We start from the raw sequence: 24623 nt of genomic DNA, 5'->3' as shown, positions 1-24623 counted from the left end.
GTACAAGGTGCCATGGCGGCAGACGCGACGAAGGGCCCTCCCGGCGGCGGGGAGGGTGAGGTCCACGCTGGATCCGGGCCCGGCCCGTACCAGGACGAGATCGTCATCTCCTGGCCCGAGCTGCACCGCGACGCGCGCTACCTGTCGCGCGTGCTGCACGAGCTCGGCGACTGGAAGGGCATCATCGCCATCACCCGCGGCGGCCTCGTGCCGGCGGCGCTGGTGGCGCGCGAGCTCGACATCCGCCTCATCGACACGGTCTGCGTGGTCAGCTACGGCGCCGCCGAGACGGGCGGCGCGGAGGCGAAGCAGGGCGAGCTGCAGTGGCTGAAGACGGTCCCGGGCGACGGCGAGGGCTGGCTGCTCATCGACGACCTGGTGGACACGGGCCGGACCGCGGCCGCCGTGCGCGAGAAGCTGCCGAAGGCGCACTTCGCCACGCTGTACGCGAAGCCGCTCGGCCGCCCGGTGGTGGACACGTTCGTGAAGGAGTTCCGCCAGGAGAAGTGGATCTACTTCCCGTGGGACATCGACTACCGGTTCGTCTCGCCGATCCGCCAGCGCGGCGCGAAGGACTAGGGGACCCCACGTGAGCGTTCCGCGCCTCGAGCTGAGGCACGTCACGAAGCGCTACGGGGACGTCGTCGCGAACGACGACGTGGCGCTCACCGTCGCGCCGGGGGAGATCCACGCCGTCCTGGGCGAGAACGGCGCCGGCAAGTCCACGCTGATGAAGGTGGTCTACGGCGCGGTGGCCCCCGACGCCGGCGAGATCCTCTGGGACGGGAACCCGGCCGAGGTGCGCACGCCGCACGACGCGCGCGCGCTGGGCATCGCGATGGTGTTCCAGCACTTCTCGCTGTTCGACTCGCTCACGGTCGCCGAGAACGTGTGGCTCGGGCTCTCGCGCAAGGTGGCGCTGCGCGACGTCACCGAGCGGATCCGCGCCAAGGCCGCGGAGTACGGCCTCGACGTGGACCCGCTCCGCCCGGTGCACGTGCTGTCGGTGGGCGAGCGGCAGCGCGTCGAGATCGTCCGCGCGCTCCTCGCCGACCCGCGGCTCCTCATCCTCGACGAGCCGACCGCGGTGCTCACGCCGCAGGCGGTGGACAAGCTGTTCGAGACGCTGCGCCAGGTCGCCGCGAGCGGCTGCTCGATCCTCTACATCAGCCACAAGCTCGACGAGATCCTGGAGCTGTGCCACGCGTGCACGGTGCTGCGCGGCGGCCGCGTGGTCGCCACCTGCGATCCCGCGCGGGAGACCACCGCCAGCCTCTCGCGCATGATGATCGGCGCCGAGCCGCCGCGGCTCGAGCGCCGCGCCGCGAAGCTCGGCCCGGTGGCGCTCTCCGTCGAGCGGCTCGCCCTCCCCTGCCACGACCGGTTCGGCGTGCCGCTCGACGACGTGTCGCTCGAGATCCACGCCGGCGAGATCGTCGGGATCGCCGGCGTGTCCGGCAACGGCCAGCAGGAGCTGCTCGCCGCGCTCTCCGGCGAGGATCCGCGCGCGGACGCGGCCGCCATCCGGCTGTTCGGCGAACCCATCGGCCGGACCGGCGCGGCCGGGCGCCGGCGCCGCGGGCTGCACTTCGTCCCGGAGGAGCGGCTCGGCCGCGGGGCGGTGCCCTCGCTGTCGCTCGCCACCAACATGCTCCTCACCCGCCAGGAGGCGCTGCGCGCGTTCGGCTGGATCGACCGCGCCGCGCTCCGCGACCAGGCCTCGGGCGTGCTGCGGCGCTACTGGGTCAAGGCCGCCGGCCCGGGCGCGGTGGCGCGGAGCCTGTCCGGCGGCAACCTCCAGAAGTACATCGTGGGGCGAGAGCTCGACGCGGTGCCGAAGGTGCTCGTGGTCGCGCAGCCGACCTGGGGCGTGGACGTCGGCGCGGCCGCGCAGATCCACGCCGAGCTGCTCCGCCTGCGCGACGCGGGCGCGGCGGTGCTGGTGGTCTCCGAGGAGCTCGAGGAGCTGTTCGCGCTCGCCGACCGGCTCCACGTCATCGCGAAGGGCCGCCTCTCGCCGCCCCTCCCCGCCGCCGACGCCACCGTCGAGCGCATCGGGGAGTGGATGAGCGGGCTCTGGGCGGGCGGTCCGGGCCGCCCCGAGGCCGTCGCCGGAGGCCCCGCGTGATCCGCCTCGACGTCCGCCCCACCCCGTCGCTCGCGATGAGCGTGCTGTCGCCGGTCATCGCGCTGACCGTGACGGTCACGCTGGGCGGCCTGCTGTTCCTCGCGCTCGGCAAGGAGCCGGGGCGCGTCCTCTCGATGTTCCTGTTCGAGCCGTTCAACGGCGCGCGCGCGCTCACCGAGCTCGGGCTGAAGTGCACGCCGCTCATCCTGTGCGCGCTCGGCCTCGGCCTCTGCTTCCGCGCCAACGTGTGGAACATCGGCGCCGAGGGGCAGTTCCTGATGGGCGCCATCACCGGGGGCGGGCTGGCGCTGTGGGTGACGAACGCGCAGCTCGCGCTCTCGCCCTGGGCGTTCTTCCCGCTGGTGGTGCTGGCCGGCGCGGCCGGCGGCGCCGCCTGGGCCGGGATCGTGGCGCTGCTCCGGGACCGGTTCCACGCGAACGAGATCCTGGTCAGCCTGATGCTGGTGTACGTCGCCGACCTGCTGCTCTCCTGGCTCGTGTTCGGGCCGTGGAAGGACCCGCGCGGCTTCAACTTCCCGCAGACGGTCAACTTCTCGGCGTCCACCGAGCTCCCCCGCATCGTGCCCGGCCTGCGGCTGCACTGGGGCTTCGTCTTCGCGCTGGTCGCGGCGGTCCTCATGTGGCTGTTCATGTTCCGGACCTACCGCGGCGTGCGGCTCCAGATCGGCGGCCCCGCGCCGGCCGCGGCGCGCTACGCCGGCTTCTCGGCGAGCTCCGCGATCTGGACGACGCTCCTCCTCTCCGGCGCGCTCGCCGGGATCGCCGGCGCGTTCGAGGCGGTCGGGCCCATGGGCCAGCTCACGCCGCACGTGGCGAGCGGGTACGGGTTCACCGCGGTCATCGTCGCGTTCGTGGGCCGGCTCCACCCCATCGGCGCGCTGCTCGGGAGCGTGGTGCTCTCGGCGCTCGTCATCGGCGGGCAGCTCGCGCAGTCGCGCGTCGGGCTGCCGGCGTCCGTGAGCGGCGTCTTCCAGGGCATCCTGCTGCTCTCGCTGCTCGCCTGCGACACGCTCATCCACCACCGGCTCCGGCTGGTCGGCTGGAGCCGGAGGACCGCGCCGTGAACGAGCTCGCCCTGCTCATCGCCGCGACGCTCGCGGCCGGGACGCCGCTCGCCATCGCCGGCCTCGGGCTGCTGCTCAACGAGCGCGCCGGCGTGGTCAACCTCGGCGCCGAGGGCATGCTGCTCGTCTCCGCGGTGGCCGGGTTCGCCGCCGCCCACGACGGCGGGAGCGAGTGGTTCGGCTTCGTGGCGGGCGCGGCCGGCGGCGCGGCGGTGGCCGCGGTGTTCGGCTGGCTGGTGGTGTGGCTCAACACCAACCAGTACGCGACCGGCCTCGCGGTGAGCCTGTTCGGCTCGGGCTTCTCGGCGTTCGTGGGCATCGGGTACGTGGGCAAGCAGCTCGGCGAGCAGCCGCCGCACCGCGTGCCCTTCCTCGCCGACGTGCCGTTCCTGGGGCCGGCGCTGTTCCGGCACCACCCGGTGGTCTACCTCGCGATCGCGCTCGTCGCGGCCGCGGCCTGGTTCCTCTACCGCACGCGCGCCGGCCTCCTCCTGCGCGCCATCGGCGAGTCGCCGCAGTCGGCGCACGCGCTGGGCTACGGCGTCCGGCGCATCCGGTTCGCCGCGGTGGTGACCGGCGGCGCGCTCTGCGGGATCGCCGGCGCGTACCTGTCGGTCGTCTACACGCCGCTGTGGGTGGAGGGCATGGTGGCCGGGCGCGGGTGGATCGCGCTGGCGCTCACGGTGTTCGCCACCTGGCGGCCGGGGCGCATCCTGCTCGGCGCGTACCTCTTCGGCGGCGTCACCATGCTCCAGCTCCACCTCCAGGCGCGGGGCGTCCACGTCCCGAGCCAGTTCATGGCGATGCTGCCCTACGTCTCGACCATCGTGGTCCTCGCGATCATCTCCCGGAACCCGCTGTGGATCCGGCTCAACATGCCCGCCTCGCTGGGGAAGCCGTTCTTCCCCGGCGCCTGAAGCCGCACCCCGAAGCACCCGCAGTCATCCAGACCCTGACACAGGGGGAGATCGACACCATGAATCGCTCGTTCACCCGCCGGATCGCGCTCGGCGCGCTGCTGCTCGGCGCGACGCTCGCCGCCTGCTCCAAGAAGGAGGCGCCGCCCGCGCCCGCCGCCGCGCCCGCGCCGGCCAAGCCCGAGCCGCTCAAGGCCGCCTTCATCTACGTCGGCCCGGTCGGCGACGCCGGCTGGAGCTACTCGCACGACCTCGGCCGCCGCACCGCCGTCGAGAAGTTCGGCGCGGACAAGGTCACCACCATCTTCGTCGAGAAGGTCCCCGAGGGCCCCGACGCCGAGCGCGTGCTCCGCGACCTCGTCGCGCAGGGCAACAAGCTCGTGTTCGCCACCTCGTTCGGCTTCATGGAGTCGATCGTGAAGGTGGCGAAGGACAACCCGGAGGTGCGCTTCGAGCACGCCACGGGCTACAAGACCTCGGACAACCTGCGCGTCTACGAGGCCAAGTTCTACGAGGGCGCCTACCTCGCCGGCGTGGTGGCGGGCAAGATGACGAAGACCAACACCCTCGGCTTCGTCGGCTCGTTCCCGATCCCCGAGGTGCTCCGCAACATCAACGCGTACACCCTGGGCGCGCAGAGCGTGAACCCGAAGGTGAAGACGCGGGTGGTGTGGGTGAACTCCTGGTTCGACCCGCCCAAGGAGACCGAGGCCGCCCAGTCGCTGCTGAACCAGGGCGCCGACGTGCTGCTGCAGAACACCGACTCGACCGCCGTCCTGCAGGCCGCCGAGCGCAACGGCAAGCTCGGCTTCGGCTGGGACAGCGACATGAGCGCGTTCGCGCCCAAGGCGCACCTCGGCTCGGTCGCGCTGAACTGGGCCGGCTACTACGAGAAGTCGTTCCGCGAGGCGAGCGACGCCACCTGGAAGACCGAGGTGACGAAGTGGGGCGTGAAGGAGGGCATGATCGACTTCGTCAAGCCCGCCTCCTTCCTGCCGGCCGACGTGCAGCAGGCGCTCGAGACCGCGCGCGAGGGGCTGAAGACCGGCGCGGTCGCCGTGTTCAAGGGCCCGCTCGTGGACAACGCCGGCAAGGAGGTCCTCGCGAAGGACGCCGTCGCCGACGACGCGTGGAAGGGCGCCATCAACTTCTACGTGAAGGGCGTCGAGGGGAAGGTCCCCTCCGGCAACTAGCCTCCGCCGCGAGGCGCGCCACGGCCGCGATCGGCTCCGCCGGTCGCGGCCGTTCCCTTTCCGGCGCGCGCACGTCCGCCGGCGCGACGCTCACGCGTCGTAGCGGATGTCGCCCGCGCCCTCGACGTCGTAGCCCGGGACGGCGCCGGCGTCGGCGCGGAACGCCCTGCCCTGCGCCACCTCGCACAGGCGGACCACGCGCGCGTCGCCGAGGTCGCGCGCCTTCACGATGAGCCCGTACGGCTCGGTGGCGATCGGCAGGAACGCGAGCCCGGCGCGCTCGCCCCACGCGCGCGAGCAGAGCCCCACGTCGGCGCGCCCCGCCGCCACGGCCAGCGCCACCTCGAGGTGCGAGCGGAGCAGGAGCGCCTTGCGGTGCGCGCGCGCCGGGTCGAGCTTCCGGGCGCGGAGCGCCTCGTCGAGGTGCCTGCGGACGCCGGCGCTCCCGGGGCGGGACGCGAGGCGCCGGCGGGGCAGCTCCTCCAGCGTCACCGGCCGGCCCGGCGGGTGGACGAGCCCGATCTCGCGCGTGACGAGGTGGATGCGCGCCACGCGGTCGTCGCCGACGTGGCTCGGGAACCCGCCGGCGTGCGCGCCCGCGGCGAGCACCGCGCGGCGCCGCAGCAGGTCGGCGGCCTCGGCCATGTCGGCCTGCACGAAGCCGAGGAGCGGCGGCCCCTCGGCCGCGGCGAGGGCCAGCAGCGAGAGCACGGCCACGTCGCCGTTCGCGGCGACCAGCGCCGGGGCCGCGTCCACCGCGCCCTGGGCGGCGGGCGCGGGCGCCCCGGTCCGCGCCTCGGCGGTCCCGCCGCCCGACCAGGCCAGCACGTCCTCGCGCGAGAAGCGCCACTCGGCGCCGACCCGGCGGGCGGGGAGCCCGCGCTTCAGCAGCCGGTACACGTGCTTCGGGTGGACCCGGAGGATCTCGGCGACCTCCGCGGTCGTGAGCAGCTGGTCGGGCATGGGTGTCCGACTATAGCGGCCGCGGCGGCGCCTGGCGAGCCGCGCTGGCGGACGCTGGTTGCCGTATGCAGCTTGTGCGGAGTATAGGGTTCCTCGTTGTTACCCGTACGTCCCACCTGGAGCCCTGCCGTGATCCACCGCAGCCTGCTCGCCGTCGCGCTCCCGGCGCTCCTCGCGGCCGCGCCCGCGTGCGCCCGCGCGCAGCAGCCCGTGGCCACGCTCTCGGTCGCCGCCGCGGCGAACCTGAAGGACGCCGCCGAGGAGCTGAAGCTGGCGTTCGAGGCGGAGCGCCCCGGGGTGCGGGTGGCGCTCACGTTCGGCGCGTCCGGCGCGTTCTTCGCGCAGATCCGGAACGGCGCGCCGTTCGACGTGTTCCTCTCGGCGGACCGCGACTACCCGGCCAAGGTGATCGCCGCGGGGCTGGGCGCCGCCGCGGACGAGCAGGTCTACGCGTTCGGGAGGCTGGTGGCGTGGCTCCCGCCCGGCTCGGCGGTGCCGCTCGAGCGGCGCGGGCTCGCGGCGCTGACCGACCCCGGGGTCCGGCGGATCGCGATCGCCAACCCCGCGCTCGCCCCGTTCGGCCGCGCCACCGAGCGCGCGCTGCGGGCGGCGGGCGTCTGGGACGCGGTGCGATCGCGGCTGGTCCTCGGCACCAGCGCCGGGCAGGCGGCGCAGTTCGCCACCACCGGCGCCGCCGACGTGGCGTTCCTGCCGTACTCGCTCACGCTCGGGAAGGCGCTCGCGGGCGGCAAGGCGGTGCCCGTGCCCGAGGCGCTCTACCCCAGGATCGAGCAGTCCGGCATCGTCCTCCGGACGGCCCGCGACCCCGCGCTCGCGCGCGCCTTCCTCGCGTTCCTGACCGGCCCGAGGGGCCGCGCCATCCTCGCGCGGTACGGGTACGGGCTCCCCTAGCCATGGACGCCGCCGCGCTCGCGCTCTCGCTGAAGCTCGCCGGGCTCACCACGGTCGTCCTGCTCGCGGTGGGGCTGCCGCTCGCCTGGTGGCTCACGGTGAGCCGCTTCCGCGGGAAGGTGCTGGTGGAGGCGGTGGTGGCGCTCCCGCTCGTGCTCCCGCCCACCGTGCTCGGGTTCTACCTGCTCACCGGGCTCGGCCCGCGGAGCCCGGCCGGCCGGGTCTTCGAGGCCGTCGCCGGCCACCCGTTCCCGTTCTCCTTCGCCGGGCTGCTCGTCGCGTCCGTGCTCTACAGCCTCCCGTTCGCGGTCCAGCCGTTCGCCGCGGCGCTGGCGGGCGTGGACCGCCGGCTCGTCGAGGCCTCGCACACGCTCGGCGTCTCGCGCCTCGGGACGTTCCTGCGCGTGACCCTGCCGCTCGCCTGGCCGGGCGTGATCGCGGGCGCGGTGCTGAGCTTCGCGCACACGCTGGGCGAGTTCGGCGTCGTCCTCATGGTGGGCGGCAACATCCCGGGCAGGACGCGCACGCTGGCGGTCGCCATCTTCGACCACGTCGAGGCGCTCGAGTACGCCGCCGCCCACCGCACCGCGGGCCTCCTGCTCGCGATCTCCTTCGGCGTGCTCACGCTCGTCTACGCGCTCCAGCGCCGCCCGGCCTTCCGATGGAACGAGCGCTGACCTTCGACGTCGTCCGGCGGTTCCCGCGCGGCCCCACCATCCGGGCGCGGGCGAGCTGGCCGCTCGGGCGCGAGGCCGTCACGGTGCTGTTCGGACCCTCGGGATCGGGCAAGACGACGGTCTTGCGCGCGCTCGCCGGGCTCGACCGGCCCGACGCCGGCGCCATCTCGTTCGAGCGCGAGACCTGGTTCGACGCGGGCCGGCGGGTGTTCGTCCCGCCCCAGGCGCGCGGGATCGGGCTGCTGTTCCAGGACCACGCGCTGTTCCCGCACCTCTCGGTCGCGGCGAACGTCGGGTACGGCCTCCACCGCCTGCCGCGCGCGGCGCGGGAGGCGCGCGTGGCCGAGGTCGCGGAACGGTTCGGGATCCGGGAGCTGCTGCCGCGCCGCCCCGGGCAGCTCTCCGGCGGCCAGCGCCAGCGGGTGGCGCTCGCCCGCGCGCTCGCGCCGCGGCCGCGCCTGCTGCTCCTCGACGAGCCGCTCTCGGCGCTCGACGCGCCGGCCCGCGAGGCGCTGCGCGGCGAGCTCCGCCACCTGCTCGAGTCGTCCGGCGTGCCCGCCGTGGTCGTGACCCACGACCGCACCGAGGCGCTCGCGCTCGGCGACCGGCTCGCGGTGCTCCTCGACGGCACCGTCCGCCAGGTCGGCCCGGTCCACGAGGTGTTCTCGGCCCCGGTGGACGCGGAGGTGGCGCGGGTGGTCGGGACGGAGAACGTGTTCCCGTCGCGCCTCCTCCGCCGCCACGATGGCCTCGTCGTGGTGCGCGCCGGCGCCGCCGAGCTCGTCGCCCTCGACCCCGGCGGCCTGGAGGACGAGGCGTATGCCTGCGTCCGGGCCGAGGACGTGGTGCTCGAGCCGCACGACGGCGAGCACGCCACCTCCGCGCGAAACCGGCTCGCGGGCGTGGTGGCGGCGCGCCGCGACGAGGGCCCGCTCGTCCGGATCACGGTGGACGTCGGCGTCCGGCTGGTCGCGCTCGTCACCCGCGCCAGCGCCGAGCGGCTCGGCCTCGTCGCCGGCCGCGAGGTCACCGCGATGGTGAAGGCGCCCAGCGTCCGGCTCGTCCCCCGGCGGGCCTGAGCGATCGCCTCGCGCCTCCGCCCGGCGCGCGTCATACCCGAGGTCCAGGATGCGGCGACCCGGATGACGACCCTCACGCCCTCGGAAGCCCGCGCCTTCCTCGTCGGCCACCACCTGCTCCGCGCACCGGAGCTCCCGCCCGGCCCGGACGGCGTCCGCGCGCTGCTCGAGCGCCTCCGCTGCATCCAGCTCGACCCGCTCGATCCGCTCGGGACGAACGCGGACCTGGTGGCGCTGGCGCGCGTGGACGGCATCGCCAAGGGCGACGTGTACCGGCACCTCCTCCCCGGCCACGCGTTCGAGCACTTCGCCAAGGAGCGGTGCCTGCTGCCCGCGGGCGCGTTCCCTTGGTATCGCGCCGAGCTCGCGATCGAGGCGCCGTGGTGGTCGCACGCCGAGCGGCTGCGGCGCCTGCCGCCGGGCGTGGTGGAGAAGGTCCTCGACGAGGTCCGGGCCCGCGGCCCCGTCGCCGCGGACGACCTCACCGACCACGGGCCGGTGGAGCGGCTCGACTGGAGCGGCTGGAAGGGCACGCCGCGCGCCGCGAAGATGGCGCTCGAGGTCCTGCAGACGCGCTGCGAGGTGGTGGTGTGCGGGCGCTCCGCGCGCGGCAAGGTCTACGACGTCCCGGAGCGCGCCCTGCCCGGCGCGGCCGGGGCGCGCGTCCACCCGCGCGGCCGGTCGCGGGCGCGCCGCGCCGAGGCGTTCCACCGCTGGGCGGTGGTCGAGCGGGTGGAGGCCGCCGGCCTCCTCTCCACCGCCGGCGGCGCCACCTGGTCGATGCTGGAGCCGGCGCGCCGCGCGCGCCTCCCGGAGGCGCTCGTGTCCGAGGGCGCGGTGGAGGCCGTCCAGGTCGCCGGGTCGCGGCGGACGTTCCTCGCGCCGCGCGGCTTCGCTGGCCGCCGCCACCCGCCGCCCGACGGCCGCGTCCGCCTGCTCGGCCCGCTCGACCCGCTGCTCTGGGACCGCGGCCTCGTCCGCGCCGCGTTCGGCTTCGACTACACCTGGGAGGTCTACCGGCCCGCGCACCTGCGGCGCTTCGGCTGGTACGTGTGCCCGCTGCTCCAGGGCGACGCGCTGGTGGGCCGGCTCGACGGCGCGGTGCGGGACGGCGCGCTCCGCGTCCGGGCGGTGTGGGTGGAGCGGGGCGCCGCGCTCGATCGCGCCGATCTCCTCGCCTGCCTGGAGCGCCACGCGGCCGCCTGCGGCGCGAGGCGCGTGGTCCTGCCGCGAGGGTTCCGGGTGAACCGTCCGTGAATGGCGACCGCGGGGAACGCGCCGCCGCGCTCAGGCGTCGCCGCGCACCCGGCGGAGCCAGCGGCGGAGGCTGCTGACCCGCCTCGCCGGCGCCGGATCCCCGCCGCCGGCGCGCGCGCCCGGGGCGCCCGGCGCGCCGGAGCGGAACGCGAGCACGTGCTCGGCGCGCAGCCAGACGCGCGTGCCGGCCGCGAGCGGCCCCGGGACGAACGGCTGGTCGTCGAGCGCTCCGCCCCACCAGCCGTCCTCGCGCACCGCGTCGAGCTGCACCCACATGTGCTCGGTCCGCTCGGTGAGCTCGCCGTGCGGCCCCGCGGCGACGAACGCGAACGACGCCTTCACGAGGTCGCCCGGCGCGGGCGGCGCCGCGAGCGCCTCGGCCTCGCGCCCCACCTCGCCGGGACGGAGCAACCTCCAGCCCTCCTCCTCCAGCGTGGCCGCGCGCTCGGGCTCCGACGCGTCCGGCGGCGCCGCGAGCGTGCCGTGGGCGCACTGCTCCGACCAGGCGCGGATCACGGCGGGCACGACGCCGATCTCCTGCGCCCGCGTGAGGACGTGCGAGCCGTCCAGCAGCATGAGGCTGGGCCGCTGCCGGCCTCGGCCGAGGTGGACGTGCACCTCGAGCCCGAGCGTGGGCGGGAGGACGTGCGACTGGTTCGCGAGCGTGCCCCGGAACCCGGGGTGGTCGGGGGGCGCGCCGCCGTCGAAGGTCCGCCGGTACGCCTCGAAGTCGTCCCGCGCGACCTTCACCCAGAAGCCCCAGCGATACGGCTCCTCGCGCCCGCGCACCGGGATCGGCGCCACGCAGCGGATGAAGAACGCCTCGCCGTCGATGGAGGCGAGGTCGTCCGACTCGCGCACCCGGTCGGCCCGCTCCTCCTCGGGCACCGCGAACACCGCGTCCGGCCGGCGGAAGGCGGGCTCGAGCTCCTCGTGCTCCTCTCCGCACTGGTCGCAGCGCCCACGCCCCATCGCTCCTCCCGCCGGGCGCGACCCGCGCCCTCGCACGCCCGCAACTCTAGCCGGGCGGTCCGTCACCTTCCGCGAAACCTCCCATGCGGTCCCGGGCGGCCAGGCCGGCGCATCCTCCCTCGGCGTGCGGCGGCGCCGATCCATCGGGCGTCCCCGAGAATCCGGGGGTCCGTCGCACGCGCCCCGGGTGTAGACAGGCGCCAGGAGGACCGCCATGACGCTCCCCATCGATCGTGCCCGCGAGCTCCTCGCCGCGCGCCGCATCGCCGTCGCCGGCGTGTCGCGCGACGAGAAGGACTTCAGCCGCTACCTGTTCCGCGAGCTCGTGGCCCGCGGCTACGACGTCGTCCCGGTGAACCCGGCGCTCGCCGAGGTGGACGGCCGCCTCGCCTTCGCGTCGCTCGCCGACGTCGAGCCGCCCGTCGAGGCCGCCATCGTCGTCACCCCGCGCTCCGCGACCGAGGCCGTGGTCGCCGACGCGCTCCGCGCCGGCATCCGGCGGATCTGGCTGCACCGCGGCGCCGGCGCCGGCTCGGCCACCCCGGGCGCGCTGGCCCTGTGCCGCGCCAGCGGCGTCGAGCCCGTCCACGACCTCTGCCCGTTCATGGTCCTGACCGGCGCCTCGTTCCCGCACCGGTTCCACGGGTTCTTCCGGCGCCACCTCGGGCACGAGCACGCGCCGTCGCCGGCCTGATCGCAGGGGCCGACGTCGGCGGCCCCGGCGAGCCGCCAGCGCGGCGCCCGCCGCGGACGCGAAAAGGCCGGCGGACCCGGGGGGGAGGGACGCCGGCCAGGCCGCTCGCTTCGGGTCTGCCCGTCGCGGGCGACACGCCTGGACGGTGCGTCCGTGTCCCGCCCGCGTCCACGCCTGCGAAGGGTTGCGGCCGGATGCCGCCGCCCCTTCGCGCCGGCGCTCACCCGCCCCGCCACCAGCTCCACTTCACGAGGAACGTGTCCACCGCCCGGCCGCGGAACAGGTCGGGCGAGCCGAGGCCGCTCGGCACGTCCCCGTCGCGCGCGGGCAGCTCGCTCTGCGAGCGCGTGTAGACCGCGTACAGCGTCGAGCCGAGGCGATACTCCCACCGGATCACGGCGTTCAGGTTCACGGTCGCGTCGTGCGCGGCCGGATCGCCCGCGTACGGGACCGGCGCGAGGTCGGCCCAGGACACGCGCCTGCGGCCGGTCACCGACGCGCCGTAGAACGTGTCGCCCCACTGGATGGCCGAGCTGAACGCCTGCGCGTAGAGCTGGGCGCTCAGCCGCGGGGTGAACACGAGCTGCTGCCGCAGCGTCACCGACACGAACCGCGGATCCTGGACCCCGAACACCGCGGTGCCATCGGCGAGCGTCTCCAGCCAGCGCGGCCCCTGCGGCTTGTGCTCGTAGCTCGCCTCGAGCTTCGTCTCGAGCCGCGGGTGCGGCCGCCAGGTCCCGGTGAGCGAGCCGGACCAGCCGCTCGACGGGCCGAACGGGCCCTCGTCCATGGTCCGGAAGTACACGACCTCGACCTTGCCCTGCAGCTCGCGGTGCGGGTCGGACGCCAGGCTCGCGGTGACGTACCAGTGGCCGGTGCGCTCGAACGCGATGCCCGAGCCGGCGATCTCGCGCGTGTCCCACTGCGGGTGCTCGACGTTGAGGCGCACCCGGAGCTCCTCGTAGCCGGGGAGCTGCAGCTTCGTCGAGGTCCACCAGTTCAGGCTCCGGGCCATCCTCCCGTCGGCGTCCCAGTTGACGTCCAGGGTCGTGTCCGCGCTGAACGAGTGGAACGGCCCGAAGCCGTTGGGCCGGACGTAACGCCCGACGAGGTCCACCCACTGGAAGTCCGAGAGCGGCTGGTACCCGACGTCGTTCAGGTCGAGCTTCGCGTCCTCGTAGAGGTACTGCACCTCGAAGCGCCAGGGCTCGCCGCCGAGCTTGCCCCATCGCATGTGGCCGCCGAAGCCGAGGTCGCCCGCGCGCAGCACCGTCCCGTCGCGGAGGCGGCGCCCGCCCTCCGGGCCGCCCACCGCCTGCGAGGCCTCCACCTGCGCGAAGCCACCCCACTCGCCCGGCACGGTGAGGTCGAGGCCGAGCGCGTTGGAGCCGCGCGACGCGCACCCGGCCGCCCGGTAGTCCTCGTCGGTCGCGAACTCGCGCCGCCGGCAGCGCGGCTCGAGCGGCGTCGCCGCCGTGAACATGGCCCCGGCGGTGGCGCCGCCGCCGAGCCGCTGCCGCGCCACCGCGGCGAAGTAGTTGGTGCTGACCGGGTGCGCCGACGGGAGCGCGTCCTCGGGGCCGAACCGGAACGGCTGGCGCAGGCGGAAGCGGAAGCGACGGTCGGGGTCCTGCTCCACCGGCGCGAGCGCGGCCGGATCCGGGTTCCCGTAGCCGAGCGGCACGAGCGCCGCGTTCCCGGCGCCCATGACCACCGAGCTGAGCACGCCGAGCTCGAGCCCGCGGCGCGCGCTGCCGGTGACCTTGACCGCGCCGAGGATGGGGGCGTCGAGCCCGATCCGGCGCGAGTAGAACAGCTGCTGCTGCACGCCGTACTCGCTGCCCACCGGCTCGAACACGTCGAGCCCCTCCATGAAGAACGGGCGCTTCTCCGGGAAGAACGGCTCCGAGTTCTGGAGGTTCTGGATGACCTGGTCGCTCTCGACCTGGCCGAAGTCGGGGTTGATCGCGCCGGTGAGCGTGAGGCCCGAGCCGAGCGGCGACCTCAGGTCGAGCCCGACGTCGAGGAGCGGGTCCACCAGCCGCGGGTCGGGCCGGGCCGGATCGGAGTACTGCGGCCGCACCGTGGCGCGCGCCGCGAGGTACGGGAGGAGCTCGAGGCCGCGCGGCGGGTCCAGCTCCGAGAGCCCCTCCAGGCGGCCGAACCGGGAGACGACCAGGTTGCCCGGGTTGAGCGGGTTCGCCTCGCGCGGCACCAGCACCGTGCCGAACACCTGGTGCGTCCGCGGCACGTACCGGCGCACCACGAAGCCCCACTCCTGCTCGGGCGCCGAGGAGAACCGGAGCTGCCGCAGCGGGATGGCGAGCTCGGCCGACCAGCCGCGCGCGTCGTGGGCCACGGCCGCGTCCCACACCGCGTCCCAGCTGTCGGTGGTGTTCACGTCGGCGTAGACGAGCTGGTCGCGGAGCACTCCCGCGGCGTTCACCGTGAACACGTAGGCGGTGCGCCCGCCCCCGCCCGAGTCGATGGCGACCTCGACGCGGTCCGCGGTGGTGTCGGTGTCGCGCCGCGCGAGCTGCCGGACGATGGCGCCGGGCTGCGGGTCGAAGCAGACCACGCCCACGTACAGCATGGCGTCGTCGTACAGGACGCGGACCTCGGTGCGGAAGCTCGCCGGCAGCCCGGGCGTCGGGAAGCTCTCGACGAAGCGGGAGTACGCCGGCGCGGCCTGCCACGCCTCGTCGTCGAGCCGCCCGTCGAGCGCGATGGGCCGTGGCGTCCGCGCGGCCTGCACGGCGTCTGCGCTCGGCGCTCCCGGCTCCGCGGCGGCGGCCGAGGCGGCGAGCAGGCAGCTGATGGCGGCGGCGATCGGCTTCAAGGCGGGTCCTCCGTGCTCCCCTCCCTTGGGAGGGCTCGCCCCCGCGTCCGTGACAAGAGCGCGCGCCGCTGCCCGGGGCGACCCGGCTCGTTATCCAGGGGGAACACGCGAGCCGCGACGGCCGCGTGCTGCCGGAGGTCGCGCATGACCGTCACCCCGCCCGGAGCCGACGCGCCCCTGCTGCGTCCCATCGGCGTGATCCGCTCGGCGATCACCGCCCGCGGCGACGCGCCGAAGCAGGGCTCGGAGGGCGCGCCGGACGCGTGGCTGGAGGTGTACCCGTGGGCCGCCGACGGCCTGGACGGCATCGCCGCCGGCGACGCGCTCCTGGTCGTCACCTGGCTGCACCGCGGCGACCGCTCCGTGCTCCGCGTCCACCCGCGGGGCGATCGGCGCAACCCGGTGACGGGCGTGTTCGCCACCCGCTCGCCGGACCGGCCCAACCCGCTCGGCCTGCACCCGGTCACCGTCCGCGCGATCGACGGCCGGCGCCTGCGCATCGGCCCCATCGAGGCGATCGACGGCACTCCGGTGGTGGACCTCAAGCCCGTGCTGGCGTGACGTCCCGCGTCCTCGGGACCGCGCCCGCAAGCGCCCGCCGCGCCTCCGCTTCGATTGCAGCATCAACGTTTCGCCCCCGGCCCGCCACCGCGTGACGCGCCGCGCCCGCGGGTGCACGGATTGTCGCACTCGCACTCCGCGACGATCCGCCTCTGTTCGCGGCGATCGCGCGCTGCCTACAGTGGCGCGAGTCGTTCGAGGGGGGACCTCACATGCCGAGTCGCACTTCGCGCACCGCTCGTGCCGCCAGCGCACGCGCATGGGCGCCGATCCTGGTGGTGCTGGTGGGCACGCTCGCTTGCGGCGGGAGCGACGACGGGAACACGGTGGACCTCCGGCTGCCGGAGCTGGTCACCGAGCCCGCGGATCAGGTCGCGCGCGAGGGCGCGGCCGCGACGTTCGCCGCGGCGATCTCCGCCGACACGCCCGCCGCGCTTCGCTGGGAGCGCGCGGCCCCGGGCTCCACCACCTGGACGGCGATCCCGGGCGCGACGAGCGCCACGTACACCACCGCGGCCCTGGCGCCGGCCGATCACGGCACCCGGGTGCGCGTGGTCGTGACGAACGACGCGGGCTCGCGCACCAGCCGCGCGGCCTCGCTCTCGGTGACCTGGCTGCACCTGGTCGCGTCGCCTCACGACGCGACCACGACCGCCGGCTCGGACGTGTCGTTCGAGGCCGTGTTCGAGGGGAACCCGGCGCCCTCGATCCACTGGGAGCAGGCGCCGGCGGGCGGCGCGTGGACGGACATCGCCGACGCCACGTCCGGCCTCTACGTGCTGGCGGCCTGCCCCGTGTCGGGCGACGGCGCCCGCTTCCACGCGGTGGCCGTGAACGCGTACGGCGAGGTGACGAGCGCCGACGCGGTGCTCGACGTCGCCGCCACGCAGATCGCGCCCGCCATCGACACGCAGCCGGCCGACCAGACCGGCGACGAGGGCGGGCGGGTCACCTTCGCCGCGACCGTCTCCGGCGTGCCCGCGCCGGCGGTGCAGTGGGAGCGGCAGGCGCCGGGGGCGGCCACGTGGACCGCGATCCCGGGCGCCACCTCGGGCTCGTACACCACGCCCGCGCTGACGCCCGGCGACCTCGGCGCCAGCTACCGCCTCGTCGCGACCAGCGCGGCGGGGACCGCCACCACCCGGGCCGCCGCGCTCACGGTGCGGTGGCTGCACCTCGTGTCCTCGCCCGCCGACGTCGCGGTGACGGTCGGCGACGCCGCCACGTTCACGGCCTCGTTCGACGGCAGCCCGGCCCCGGCGCTCCACTGGGAGATCCAGCCGCCGGGCGGCGCCTGGGCCGCGGTGCCCGGCGCCGGCGGCGCGAGCTGGACGTTCCCGGCGGCCGCGCTGACCGACGACGGCATGCGCGTCCGTGCCGTCGCCGTGAACGCGGCCACGGCCGTGCAGAGCCTCGAGGCGGTGCTGACGGTCCAGGAGCGCCGGGTCGCGCCCGCGATCGTGGCGCAGCCGGTGGACCAGGCCGGCGACGAGGGCCTGACGGCCACGTTCGGCGCGACGGCGTCGGGCACGCCCACCCCGTCGCTGCAGTGGGAGCGGCGCGCGCCGGGCAGCGCGGACTGGACGCCCGTCGCCGGCGCGACCTCCGGGACGTACACCACGCCCGCGCTCCTGGCGGCCGACGACGGCGCCAGCTACCGGCTCGTGGCGACCAGCGCCGAAGGGCGCGCGGAGAGCCAGCCGGCGCTGCTGACGGTCCGCTGGCTGCACCTGGTCACGCCGCCCGCCAGCGTCACCGTGGTCGCCGGCGAGGCCGCCACGTTCACGGTGGACTTCCAGGGCAGCCCGGCGCCCGTCCTCCAGTGGCAGTCGTCGGTGGACGGGGTCGCGTGGAGCGATCTCCCCGGCGCGACCTCGAGCACGTACGCCATCGCGGCCACCGTGGCGGGCGACGACGGGCTCCGCCTGCGCGCGGTCGCCACCAGCGCCGCCGCCGCGTCGCCGATCACGAGCGCCGAGGCGACGCTCACCGTGCAGACGGATCCGGCGCGCATCGACGTGCACCCGGGCGAGTCCATCCAGGCCGCCATCGACGCGGCGGCCCCGGGGACGACCATCCACGTGTACCCGGGGACGTACGCCCCCGACGCGAACGCCGAGGCGTTCCTGGTGTTCCGTCCGGAGAAGAACGGCGTCGTGCTGCGCGGCGAGGGCGCGACCCCGGGCGAGGTGGTCCTCGACGGCAGCCAGCGCGTCCTGCACGTCCTGCTCTTCGATCAGGGCATCGATCGCAGCACGCGGGTCGAGAACCTCACGATCACCGGCGGCCGCGCCGTGCCCACCGAGCTGTTCCAGGACGGCATCGTCCCGGAGCCGCTCCACCCCGAGATCCCGCAGGGTGCGGAGAACCGCCCGCTGAGCGACTTCTACACCGACGGCGCGGGCGCCATGCTGTTCCGGGCCGCGCCGACGCTCGACAGGGTGGTCGTCGTCGAGAACACCTCCGGCCACTGCGGCGGCGGCCTCTCGGTGTTCGCGCTTCCCGACGCGCCCTGGTTCCTCCCGGACGGCCCGGACATCCGGAACAGCGAGTTCCTGCGCAACCACACCGAGGGTGGAGGCCCCGCGAACTCCGGCAGCCTCGGCGCGGCCATCGACGTTCACCTCAACGGAACGCGCGCGAGCGTCGTGAACTGCCTGTTCGTCGGGAACAACGGCTGGGGCGGCCAGGTGACCGCGATGACCGGATCGACGCTGTCCGTCCGGAGCTCGACGTTCGTCGGCAACCTGTTCGATCCCTCGGGGCCGGTGGGTGGCGTCCGGCTGGACGGCGCCGTGCAGGCCGAGGTGCGCGACAGCATCTTCGTGCACCAGACGGGTGAGGTCATGCCGCCGATCTGGAACGAGGGAGGCGCGACGGCGCTGCAGGCCGCCGGGAACGTCTACTGGGACTTCACGGAAGGGTGGATCGCGCCGGAGGGCTCCGGGATCGAGCAGGACCCGCTCCTCGTCGCCGGCCCGCGTGGCGACCACTACCTGTCCCAGACGGCCGCGGGTCAGCCCGCGGACAGCCCCGCCGTGAACGCGGGCTCCGGGCTCGCGGCGGAGCTGCTCCCGGGCGACTGGACCACCAGCACGACGGGTGCGGCCGATACCGGGCAGCTCGACGCCGGCTATCACTACGCGCCCTAGCCACGACGTCGCACCCCGAGCGCGCCGCGCGGACCCCCTGTCCGCGCGGCGCGTCGGCGCCTAGAATCGCCGCTTCTCCCTGGGGGGACCGTGTCCAGCCGGATCCCGATCCGCGCCGCCTCGGCGCACGCAAGAGCCGCCGCGATCGCCGCGCTGATCGTGACGGTGGCGTGCAGCGCTGGCGGCGGCTCGCCGCGATCCGGGGACGTCCCGCCCGTCCTCACCGCGCCCGCGTTCCTCACCCAGCCGTCCGATCAAGAGGCGCGCGAGGGCGAGCGGGCCACCTTCGCAGCCGGGGTCGAGGGCAACCCCGCGCCCGAGCTGCAGTGGGAGCGCAGCGCGCCGGGCTCGACCGACTGGGCCGAGCTCCCGGGCGCGACCGGACCGGCGTACACCACCGCCCCGCTCGCCGCGGCCGACGGCGGCGCGCGTTACCGGGTCCGGGCGCGGAACGACGCTGGCGTTCGCACCAGCCGCGAGGCCTCGCTTCGCGTGAGCTGGCTGCACCTGCTCGCCTCCCCGACCGGCGTCGCGGTCCTCGCCGGCGGGGACGCCACGTTCGAGGCCGCGTTCGACGGCGACCCTGCGCCGGCGCTGCAGTGGCAGTCCGCCGCGCCGGGCGGCGCGTGGGCCGACGTCGCGGGGGCCACCACGGGCGTGCTCACGCGGCGCGGGGTCACCGCGCTGGACGACGGCCTCCGCGTTCGCGCGGTCGCGACGAGCGCGGCCGGAACGATCGCCAGCGCGGAGGCGACGCTCACCGTGACCACGACGCCGCCTCCGCCGCCCGGCCCGACGATCAGCGCGTTCGCGGCCGTTCCGGCGCAGATCACGGCCGGCGGGGCCACCCGCCTCGAGTACGCCTTCGCGAACGGCACGGGCTCGATCGACGGAACCGCCCTCCCCGGCTCGTCCGGCACGCTGACCGAGACCCCCGACGCGACGCGCACGTACACGCTCACGGTGACAGGCGAGGGGGGCCAGACCGTGGCGCGCTCGGCGACCGTCACGGTCTACCCGGTGCCCGTGATCCGCTCGTTCACGGTCCCCGATCACGTACCCCCGGGCGTGTCTGCGACGCTCGTCGCCGATTTCGCAGCAGGCGCCGGGGGCACCGCCACGATCGATCAGGCGGTGGGCGCGGTGCAGAGCGGGATCGCGGCGACGACCCGCCCCATCACCGCGCCGACGACCTTCACGCTGACGGTGACCAACGCGCTCGGCGTCAGCGCGAGCACGACGAAGACGATCACCTTGGGCATCGACGTCGCTCCGGGAGGCTCGATCCCGGACGCCATCGGCGCGGCGACCCCGGGCACCACGGTGTACGTGAATCCCGGCACCTACTCGCCGGCCGCGACCGCGGAGGCGTTCCTGGTGTTCCGGGCGGAGAAGAACGGCGTGGTGGTACGCGGAACCGGCGCGTCGCCGGAGCAGGTGGTGCTCGACGGCCAGGGGCGGGTCCTGCACGTCGTCTTCTTCGACCAGGGCATCGACGCGAGCACGCGGCTCGAGAACCTGACCATCACCGGCGGCCGCGCGCTTCCGGACGAGCTGTTCCCGGGCGGCTTCACGCCGGAGCTGCGCCCCGAGATCTCGCAGACGGCGCTGCCGTACAGCGACTTCTACAACGACGGGGCCGGCGCGATGCTCTTCCTGGCCGCGCCGGTGATCGAGCGCGTGGTGTTCCACGACAACGTCGCGAACCGCTGCGCGGGGGCCATCTCGGTGTTCGCGACCCCGTCCGGCCCCGACTTCCCGGCGGTCGGCCCGCTGATCCGCGACTGCGAGTTCCACCACAACCACACCGGCCTGCTCGGGAACGGCGGCGCCATCGACGTCTACTCGTACGGCACGCGGGCGACGATCGTGAACGGGCTGTTCGTGGGCAACACCGGCTCGGGTGGGCAGGTCGCCGTGCTGGGCGGCTCCTCGGCGACGATCCGCAGCTCGACGTTCATCGGCAGCCAGGGCCCGCTCGACGTCGTCGGCGGCGTCATGGTGGAGCGCGCGCAGTCGGTCGTCGTACAGGACAGCGTCTTCGTCGATCAGTCCCTGCCCGGCCTGCCGCCGGTCCAGCTGCGCCTCGAGCCCTCCATCCCGACGGAGCTCGCCTTCGAGGGCAACCTGTTCTCGAACGCCGACCCGGCCTGGACCCCGCCCGCGGGCTTCACGATGATCGCCGATCCGCTGTTCACCGCCGGGCCGCGCGGCAGCTACTACCTCTCGCAGCTGGCCGCGGGCCAGGCCGCCACCAGCCCTGCGGTGGACGCCGGCACGGGCGCCGCGAGCGACCTGGCCGGCCGCACCACCCGGACCGACGGCGTCCCGGACGCCGGCGCGGTGGACGTGGGCTACCACTACGCGCCGTAGCGCGCCCGCACCGGCGCGCCGCCGTCATCAGATCGACAGGATCCCCGGCCAGTGCCGCGCCCAGTCGCGCGCGCGCACGCGCCGCTGCCAGGCGGGGTCGGCGCGGTCCACGCGCGTCGAGCCGGCGAGGAGCGCCTGGACGCGCGCCTCGAACGCGCCGGCGGCGGCCTCGTCCTCGACGACGAGCAGCAGCTCGTCCTCCCAGTAGCTCGCGGTGACGTCCAGGTTGGCGCTCCCCACCGCGCAGGCGCGCCCGTCGGCGATCATCGCCTTCGCGTGCACGTGGGGGCGCACCAGCCCGAGCTCCGGCGACCAGCCCGGCACGTCGCGGACGGCGAGCAGCCACGCCTCGGCCCCCGCCGCCACCAGCGCGTCGATGCGCGAGTGGACCAGCCAGGTGGCCGCGGTGCGCGCCGTCGCCCAGGGCCCCTCGAACGGCTCGCCGCCGTGCGTGGGCGTGACCTCTCCGAACAGCACCTGCACCCGGACGCCGCGGCGCAGCGCGCGCGCGAGCGCGTGCTCCAGCTCGAGGAGCAGCGGGAACCCGTTCACCGCGAGCAGGCGGTGCCGCGCGCTCTCGACCAGCGCCAGGTACGCCTCCAGCGTGCTCGCGTCCCGCAGCCCCCGGTGCACCACCACCCGCACCCGCTGCGCGCCGGCCGCGCCGGGCTCCGTCACGTCGAAGGGCGCGCCGCCCGCGCCGGTCCACGCCTCCAGGAAGGCGCGCTCCACCGCGGCGACCGCCGGCCCGCGCACCCGCGCCCCGCCGTCCAGCCACGGCACCTCGCGCCACGGCGTCCGCGGCCCGACCCGGACCTCGTCGAACCCGGTGTAGTACTCGTGCGCGAGGTTCCGCCCGCCCACCAGCGCGACCTCGCCGTCGGCCACCACCAGCTTGCGGTGGTCGCGCTGCTTCAGGTCCTCGACGCTCGGCACCGCCGCCACCGGGCGCGAGACCCGCACCTCGACGCCGGGGCGGGCCGCGAGGCGCGAGAGCAGCGGGTTCTGCAGGCCGAAGGAGCCGTGCAGGCCGTGCAGCGAGTCCACCAGCACCCGCACCGTCACGCCGCGGCGCCCGGCGCCGGCGAGCGCGGCCTCGACCCGCCGGCCGACGCCGTCGTCGGTGGCGAGGTACACCTGGAGGTGGAGCGTCCGGCGCGCGCCGCGGATCGCCTCGAGCAGCCAGCGGCGGGCGGTGGCGTTCTCGAGCTCGAGCTCGACGCGGTTCCCCTCGATCGCGGGCGCGGCCGTCGCCGCGTCGAGCCGCGCGTCGAGCGAGGCGGGCCGCGGCGCGGGCGGCGGCGCGCGCCAGGCGCGCCCGGCGAGCTGGTGCGCCTCCAGCGCGTCGAACCCGATCGCGGCGGGGGGGTGCGGGCCGCGGTGCACGATCGCCGCGACCGGGAAGCCGGCCGCCCGCAGGCGGCCGCCCACCCGCGCCAGGCGCACCGCGTCGTGCGCCTCGCCCACGTCGGCCGCCTCGCCCTCGTCGAGGACGGCGCTCGCGTCCACCACGCGCGGCGCGAGGCCGGCGGCGCACAGCCGCTCGCGCACGAGGTGGCAGCTCCGGGTCGGGCGCAGCCGCACCGCGAGCGGCTCGGCGCCGTCCAGGCCGGCGAGGACCGCGAGGTCCTCCGGGCCGAGCTCGGCGTCGAAGGGCAGCAGCGGCAGCGCGCCCGGGCGGATCACCGCGACCTGGCGCTCCACCGCGGCGACGGGGTCGAGGCCCCCGGCGTCGCGCGCGCGGAACACGCCGAGCGAGCCGGCGGCCAGCCCCGCGGGCAGCTCCGCCTCGCCGCCGCGCGTGCGCACGCGCGCGACCACGCGGCCGTCCGCCACGAGCGCCAGCTCCTGGTCCTCGACGGGCGGGTTGCGCCCGATGCCGTAGGCGTAGCCGACGCGCAGCCGGACGGGGCCGCCGCCGTCCAGGAGGTCCGGCACGTCCAGCGGCCGGCGGAGCACCGACCGGGTCGGCACGGCCGGCGGCAGCACCAGCAGCGGCGCCGGCCAGGGCGCGCCGCGCAGCAGCGCCCCGGGGCAGCGCGAGAGGACCACCAGGTCCAGCCGGCGCTCCCGCGCGACGGCCTCGAGCGTGCGCCACGTCCCCGCGCCGAAGCCGCCGGCCAGCTCGACCGGTGCGCGGATGCCGGCGACCTCCAGCGCGACGGCGACCTCGCCCCGCGACGGCGCCGCGAGCGACAGGAGGGTGACGCGCTGGCCCGGATCCCCGTGGTCGCGCAGGAAGCCCGCCAGCGCCGCGCGGGCGCGCTCGCCGGGCGCGACGCAGAGCAGCTCCCGCGCCGGCCCGCCGGCCCGCGCGGCGGCCGCAGCGGCCGCCGGCGGGATCCAGGCGACCGCGACCGGCCGGAGGCGGCGCAGCGCGGACAGGGCGGCGCCGCCCGCCGCCGGGAGCGGCCCCGCGACGACCAGGTCCACCTCGCGGTCGTCCGCGAGCGCCGCGAGCGCGGCGGGATCGAGATCGGGCACCGCGCCGATCGCCAGCCGCGGCGCGAGCGGCGCCGCGTCCTGCCGCAAGCGCTCGAGCCACCCGGCCTCCGCGACGCCGGCCGGCGCCGGCGCGGCCGCCCCCGGCAGCCACGGGCGCGGCCGCAGCGGCGGGCACGCCACCACGCCCAGCGACTCCGCCTCCGGCGCGAGCGCGCGGACGGCCCCGAGCGCCGGGCCGGCGTCGGCGCCCTGCTCCACCAGCGCGAGCACGCGGCGGTACCTCATGCGCCCGCCTCCGCCTCCGGCAGCGGCACGCGCTCCACCGAGCGCCCGTCGGGCGCGAGCACGTGCGCCTCGACCGCGGCCAGGCTCCCGTCGTCCCGGAGCTCGTACGCGTTGAAGCCGGCGCGGACCCGCGGGTGCGGGTGGTCGAGCGCCGCGCCGCTCGCGCCGACGACCTGGAGCGCGCCGGTGGCGGTGGGCAGCCGCCAGCGCACCCGCGCGTGCAGGTGCCCGAACAGCACCAGCCCGCGGCCGAGCCGCGAGAGCACCGCGCGCAGCCGGTCCGCGTCCACCAGCCCGTCGCGGAGCTGCAGCGCCCGGATCCGGCCGTCAACCGGCGGGTGGTGCACGAGCACCACCGGCGTGCGCCGCGCCACCTCGGGGTGGGCGAGCACGGCCTCGAGCGCCTCGAGCTGCGCCTCGCCGAGGCGGCCGCTCGCCACGAACGGCGGGCGCGGCACCGCGCTGGAGAGGCCGATGATGGCCGCAGGGCCGCGCAGCTTCACGCAGGGGAAGGGGCCGGCCGCGAGGTCGCGGGCCAGGTCGGGGAGGTCGCCGCGCAGGAACGGGCCGAAGTGGTGCGGGAAGCGGCGCCCGTCCTGGATCGACGGGAGGTAGACGTCGTGGTTCCCCGGGACCACCGTCACCTCGACCGCGCGCGCCACGCCGTCCAGCAGCGCGCGCGCCTCCTCCAGCTCGCGCTCCAGGGCGAGGTTGGTGATGTCGCCGGTCACCACCACGTGGTCGGCGTGCGCCGCGGCCGCCGCGAGCACCGCGGCGAGGTACTCGCGCCGGTACACGCGTCCGCGCTGCCGGACCAGGTTCACGTAGCCGGTGATGCGCTTGTTGAAGAGGATGCGCCGCCACTCGGTCCCGCGGGGCGAGAGCACGTGCAGGTCGGAGAGGTGGGCGATCCGGAGCACCGCCACCAGCCTCCCGCAGCGCGCCGCCCGCTTCCAGCCGGGGGTGGAGGGACACGCCGGATCTCGGCCGGGGATGCGACGGGACGTGCTGGGCGCGCCGCGGCGCACCCCCCCCAGCACGGGGGCTCGGGCCTCGCGCGCGAAAAGGGGCTCGACTTTACCCAGGATAAA

18 protein-coding genes are annotated in these 24623 nt (G+C 76.0%); 13 read left to right on the top strand and 5 right to left on the bottom strand.

From position 1 onward, the window contains the following. Positions 1-12 precede the first annotated feature (12 nt). From gpt to ADEH_RS05130, 5 genes are read left to right on the top strand one after another with little or no spacing between them, the layout of a single operon-like run. Positions 13-579: a xanthine phosphoribosyltransferase gene (gpt, locus tag ADEH_RS05150; RefSeq protein WP_011420064.1), complete on the top strand. Its 567-nt coding sequence runs from the start codon at positions 13-15 to the stop codon at positions 577-579. Between the two features lie 10 nt (positions 580-589). Next, positions 590-2128: an ABC transporter ATP-binding protein gene (locus ADEH_RS05145; protein ID WP_011420063.1), complete on the top strand. Its 1539-nt coding sequence runs from the start codon at positions 590-592 to the stop codon at positions 2126-2128. Next, entirely contained in the window at positions 2125-3213 is a 1089-nt protein-coding gene (locus ADEH_RS05140) for an ABC transporter permease (RefSeq protein ID WP_011420062.1), read from the top strand. The genes ADEH_RS05145 and ADEH_RS05140 overlap by 4 nt, the downstream gene beginning before the upstream one ends. Then, positions 3210-4130 (top strand): ABC transporter permease, encoded by a 921-nt coding sequence (locus ADEH_RS05135; protein ID WP_011420061.1) that lies wholly within the window; start codon positions 3210-3212, stop codon positions 4128-4130. The genes ADEH_RS05140 and ADEH_RS05135 overlap by 4 nt, the downstream gene beginning before the upstream one ends. Before the next feature lie 59 nt (positions 4131-4189). Further along, a complete protein-coding gene (locus ADEH_RS05130) occupies positions 4190-5323 on the top strand; it encodes a BMP family ABC transporter substrate-binding protein (protein WP_011420060.1) in 1134 nt (377 codons plus the stop codon). A 90-nt stretch (positions 5324-5413) separates the two neighbouring features. Here ADEH_RS05130 and ADEH_RS05125 read toward each other — a convergent pair whose 3' ends face one another. Further along, positions 5414-6286 (bottom strand): helix-turn-helix transcriptional regulator, encoded by an 873-nt coding sequence (locus tag ADEH_RS05125; RefSeq protein ID WP_011420059.1) that lies wholly within the window; start codon positions 6284-6286, stop codon positions 5414-5416. Positions 6287-6415: 129 nt separating this feature from the next. Here ADEH_RS05125 and modA point away from each other — a divergent pair, with 129 nt between their 5' ends. The 4 genes from modA (at position 6416) to ADEH_RS05105 (ending at position 10211) form a co-directional block, all read left to right on the top strand. Further along, on the top strand, positions 6416-7198 hold the full coding sequence (gene modA / locus ADEH_RS05120; RefSeq protein WP_011420058.1) for a molybdate ABC transporter substrate-binding protein: 783 nt from the start codon (positions 6416-6418) through the stop codon (positions 7196-7198). A 2-nt stretch (positions 7199-7200) separates the two neighbouring features. Next, entirely contained in the window at positions 7201-7875 is a 675-nt protein-coding gene (gene modB / locus ADEH_RS05115) for a molybdate ABC transporter permease subunit (RefSeq protein ID WP_011420057.1), read from the top strand. Next, the gene (locus ADEH_RS05110; protein WP_011420056.1) at positions 7860-8954 is read left to right on the top strand and encodes an ABC transporter ATP-binding protein; all 1095 of its coding nucleotides are present in this window, start codon (positions 7860-7862) and stop codon (positions 8952-8954) included. Before modB ends, ADEH_RS05110 begins: the two co-directional genes overlap by 16 nt. Before the next feature lie 63 nt (positions 8955-9017). Then, positions 9018-10211 (top strand): winged helix-turn-helix domain-containing protein, encoded by a 1194-nt coding sequence (locus ADEH_RS05105; RefSeq protein WP_011420055.1) that lies wholly within the window; start codon positions 9018-9020, stop codon positions 10209-10211. A gap of 30 nt (positions 10212-10241) precedes the next feature. Here ADEH_RS05105 and ADEH_RS05100 read toward each other — a convergent pair whose 3' ends face one another. After that, complete coding sequence (locus tag ADEH_RS05100; protein ID WP_011420054.1) at positions 10242-11183, bottom strand: DUF2199 domain-containing protein; 942 nt, start codon at positions 11181-11183, stop codon at positions 10242-10244. Between the two features lie 214 nt (positions 11184-11397). On the opposite strand from ADEH_RS05100, the gene ADEH_RS05095 reads away from it, so the two are divergent. After that, positions 11398-11877: a CoA-binding protein gene (locus tag ADEH_RS05095; protein WP_011420053.1), complete on the top strand. Its 480-nt coding sequence runs from the start codon at positions 11398-11400 to the stop codon at positions 11875-11877. A gap of 220 nt (positions 11878-12097) precedes the next feature. Here the strand turns inward: ADEH_RS05095 and ADEH_RS05090 are convergent, their stop codons facing one another. Further along, positions 12098-14716, bottom strand: a complete 2619-nt coding sequence (locus ADEH_RS05090) for a carbohydrate binding family 9 domain-containing protein (RefSeq protein ID WP_011420052.1) — start codon at positions 14714-14716, stop codon at positions 12098-12100. Positions 14717-14860: 144 nt separating this feature from the next. Between ADEH_RS05090 and tsaA the strand changes: the two genes are divergently transcribed. The 3 genes from tsaA (at position 14861) to ADEH_RS05075 (ending at position 20802) form a co-directional block, all read left to right on the top strand. Next, on the top strand, positions 14861-15277 hold the full coding sequence (tsaA, locus tag ADEH_RS05085; RefSeq protein WP_011420051.1) for a tRNA (N6-threonylcarbamoyladenosine(37)-N6)-methyltransferase TrmO: 417 nt from the start codon (positions 14861-14863) through the stop codon (positions 15275-15277). A gap of 212 nt (positions 15278-15489) precedes the next feature. Further along, complete coding sequence (locus ADEH_RS05080) at positions 15490-18429, top strand: immunoglobulin domain-containing protein (protein ID WP_011420050.1); 2940 nt, start codon at positions 15490-15492, stop codon at positions 18427-18429. A 90-nt stretch (positions 18430-18519) separates the two neighbouring features. Continuing rightward, entirely contained in the window at positions 18520-20802 is a 2283-nt protein-coding gene (locus ADEH_RS05075) for a hypothetical protein (RefSeq protein WP_011420049.1), read from the top strand. 27 nt (positions 20803-20829) lie between these two features. On the opposite strand, the gene ADEH_RS05070 is transcribed toward ADEH_RS05075, so the two are convergent. Together ADEH_RS05070 and ADEH_RS05065 are read right to left on the bottom strand one after the other, a co-directional pair. Then, entirely contained in the window at positions 20830-23532 is a 2703-nt protein-coding gene (locus ADEH_RS05070) for a phospholipase D-like domain-containing protein (protein WP_011420048.1), read from the bottom strand. After that, positions 23529-24452 (bottom strand): metallophosphoesterase family protein, encoded by a 924-nt coding sequence (locus ADEH_RS05065; RefSeq protein WP_011420047.1) that lies wholly within the window; start codon positions 24450-24452, stop codon positions 23529-23531. Before ADEH_RS05065 ends, ADEH_RS05070 begins: the two co-directional genes overlap by 4 nt. Positions 24453-24623: the final 171 nt, after the last annotated feature.

It is taken from the genome of Anaeromyxobacter dehalogenans 2CP-C (genome assembly GCF_000013385.1).
Taxonomy (GTDB): Bacteria; Myxococcota; Myxococcia; order Myxococcales; family Anaeromyxobacteraceae; genus Anaeromyxobacter; species Anaeromyxobacter dehalogenans_B.
This window is presented reverse-complemented; position numbering and strand designations above follow the sequence as displayed.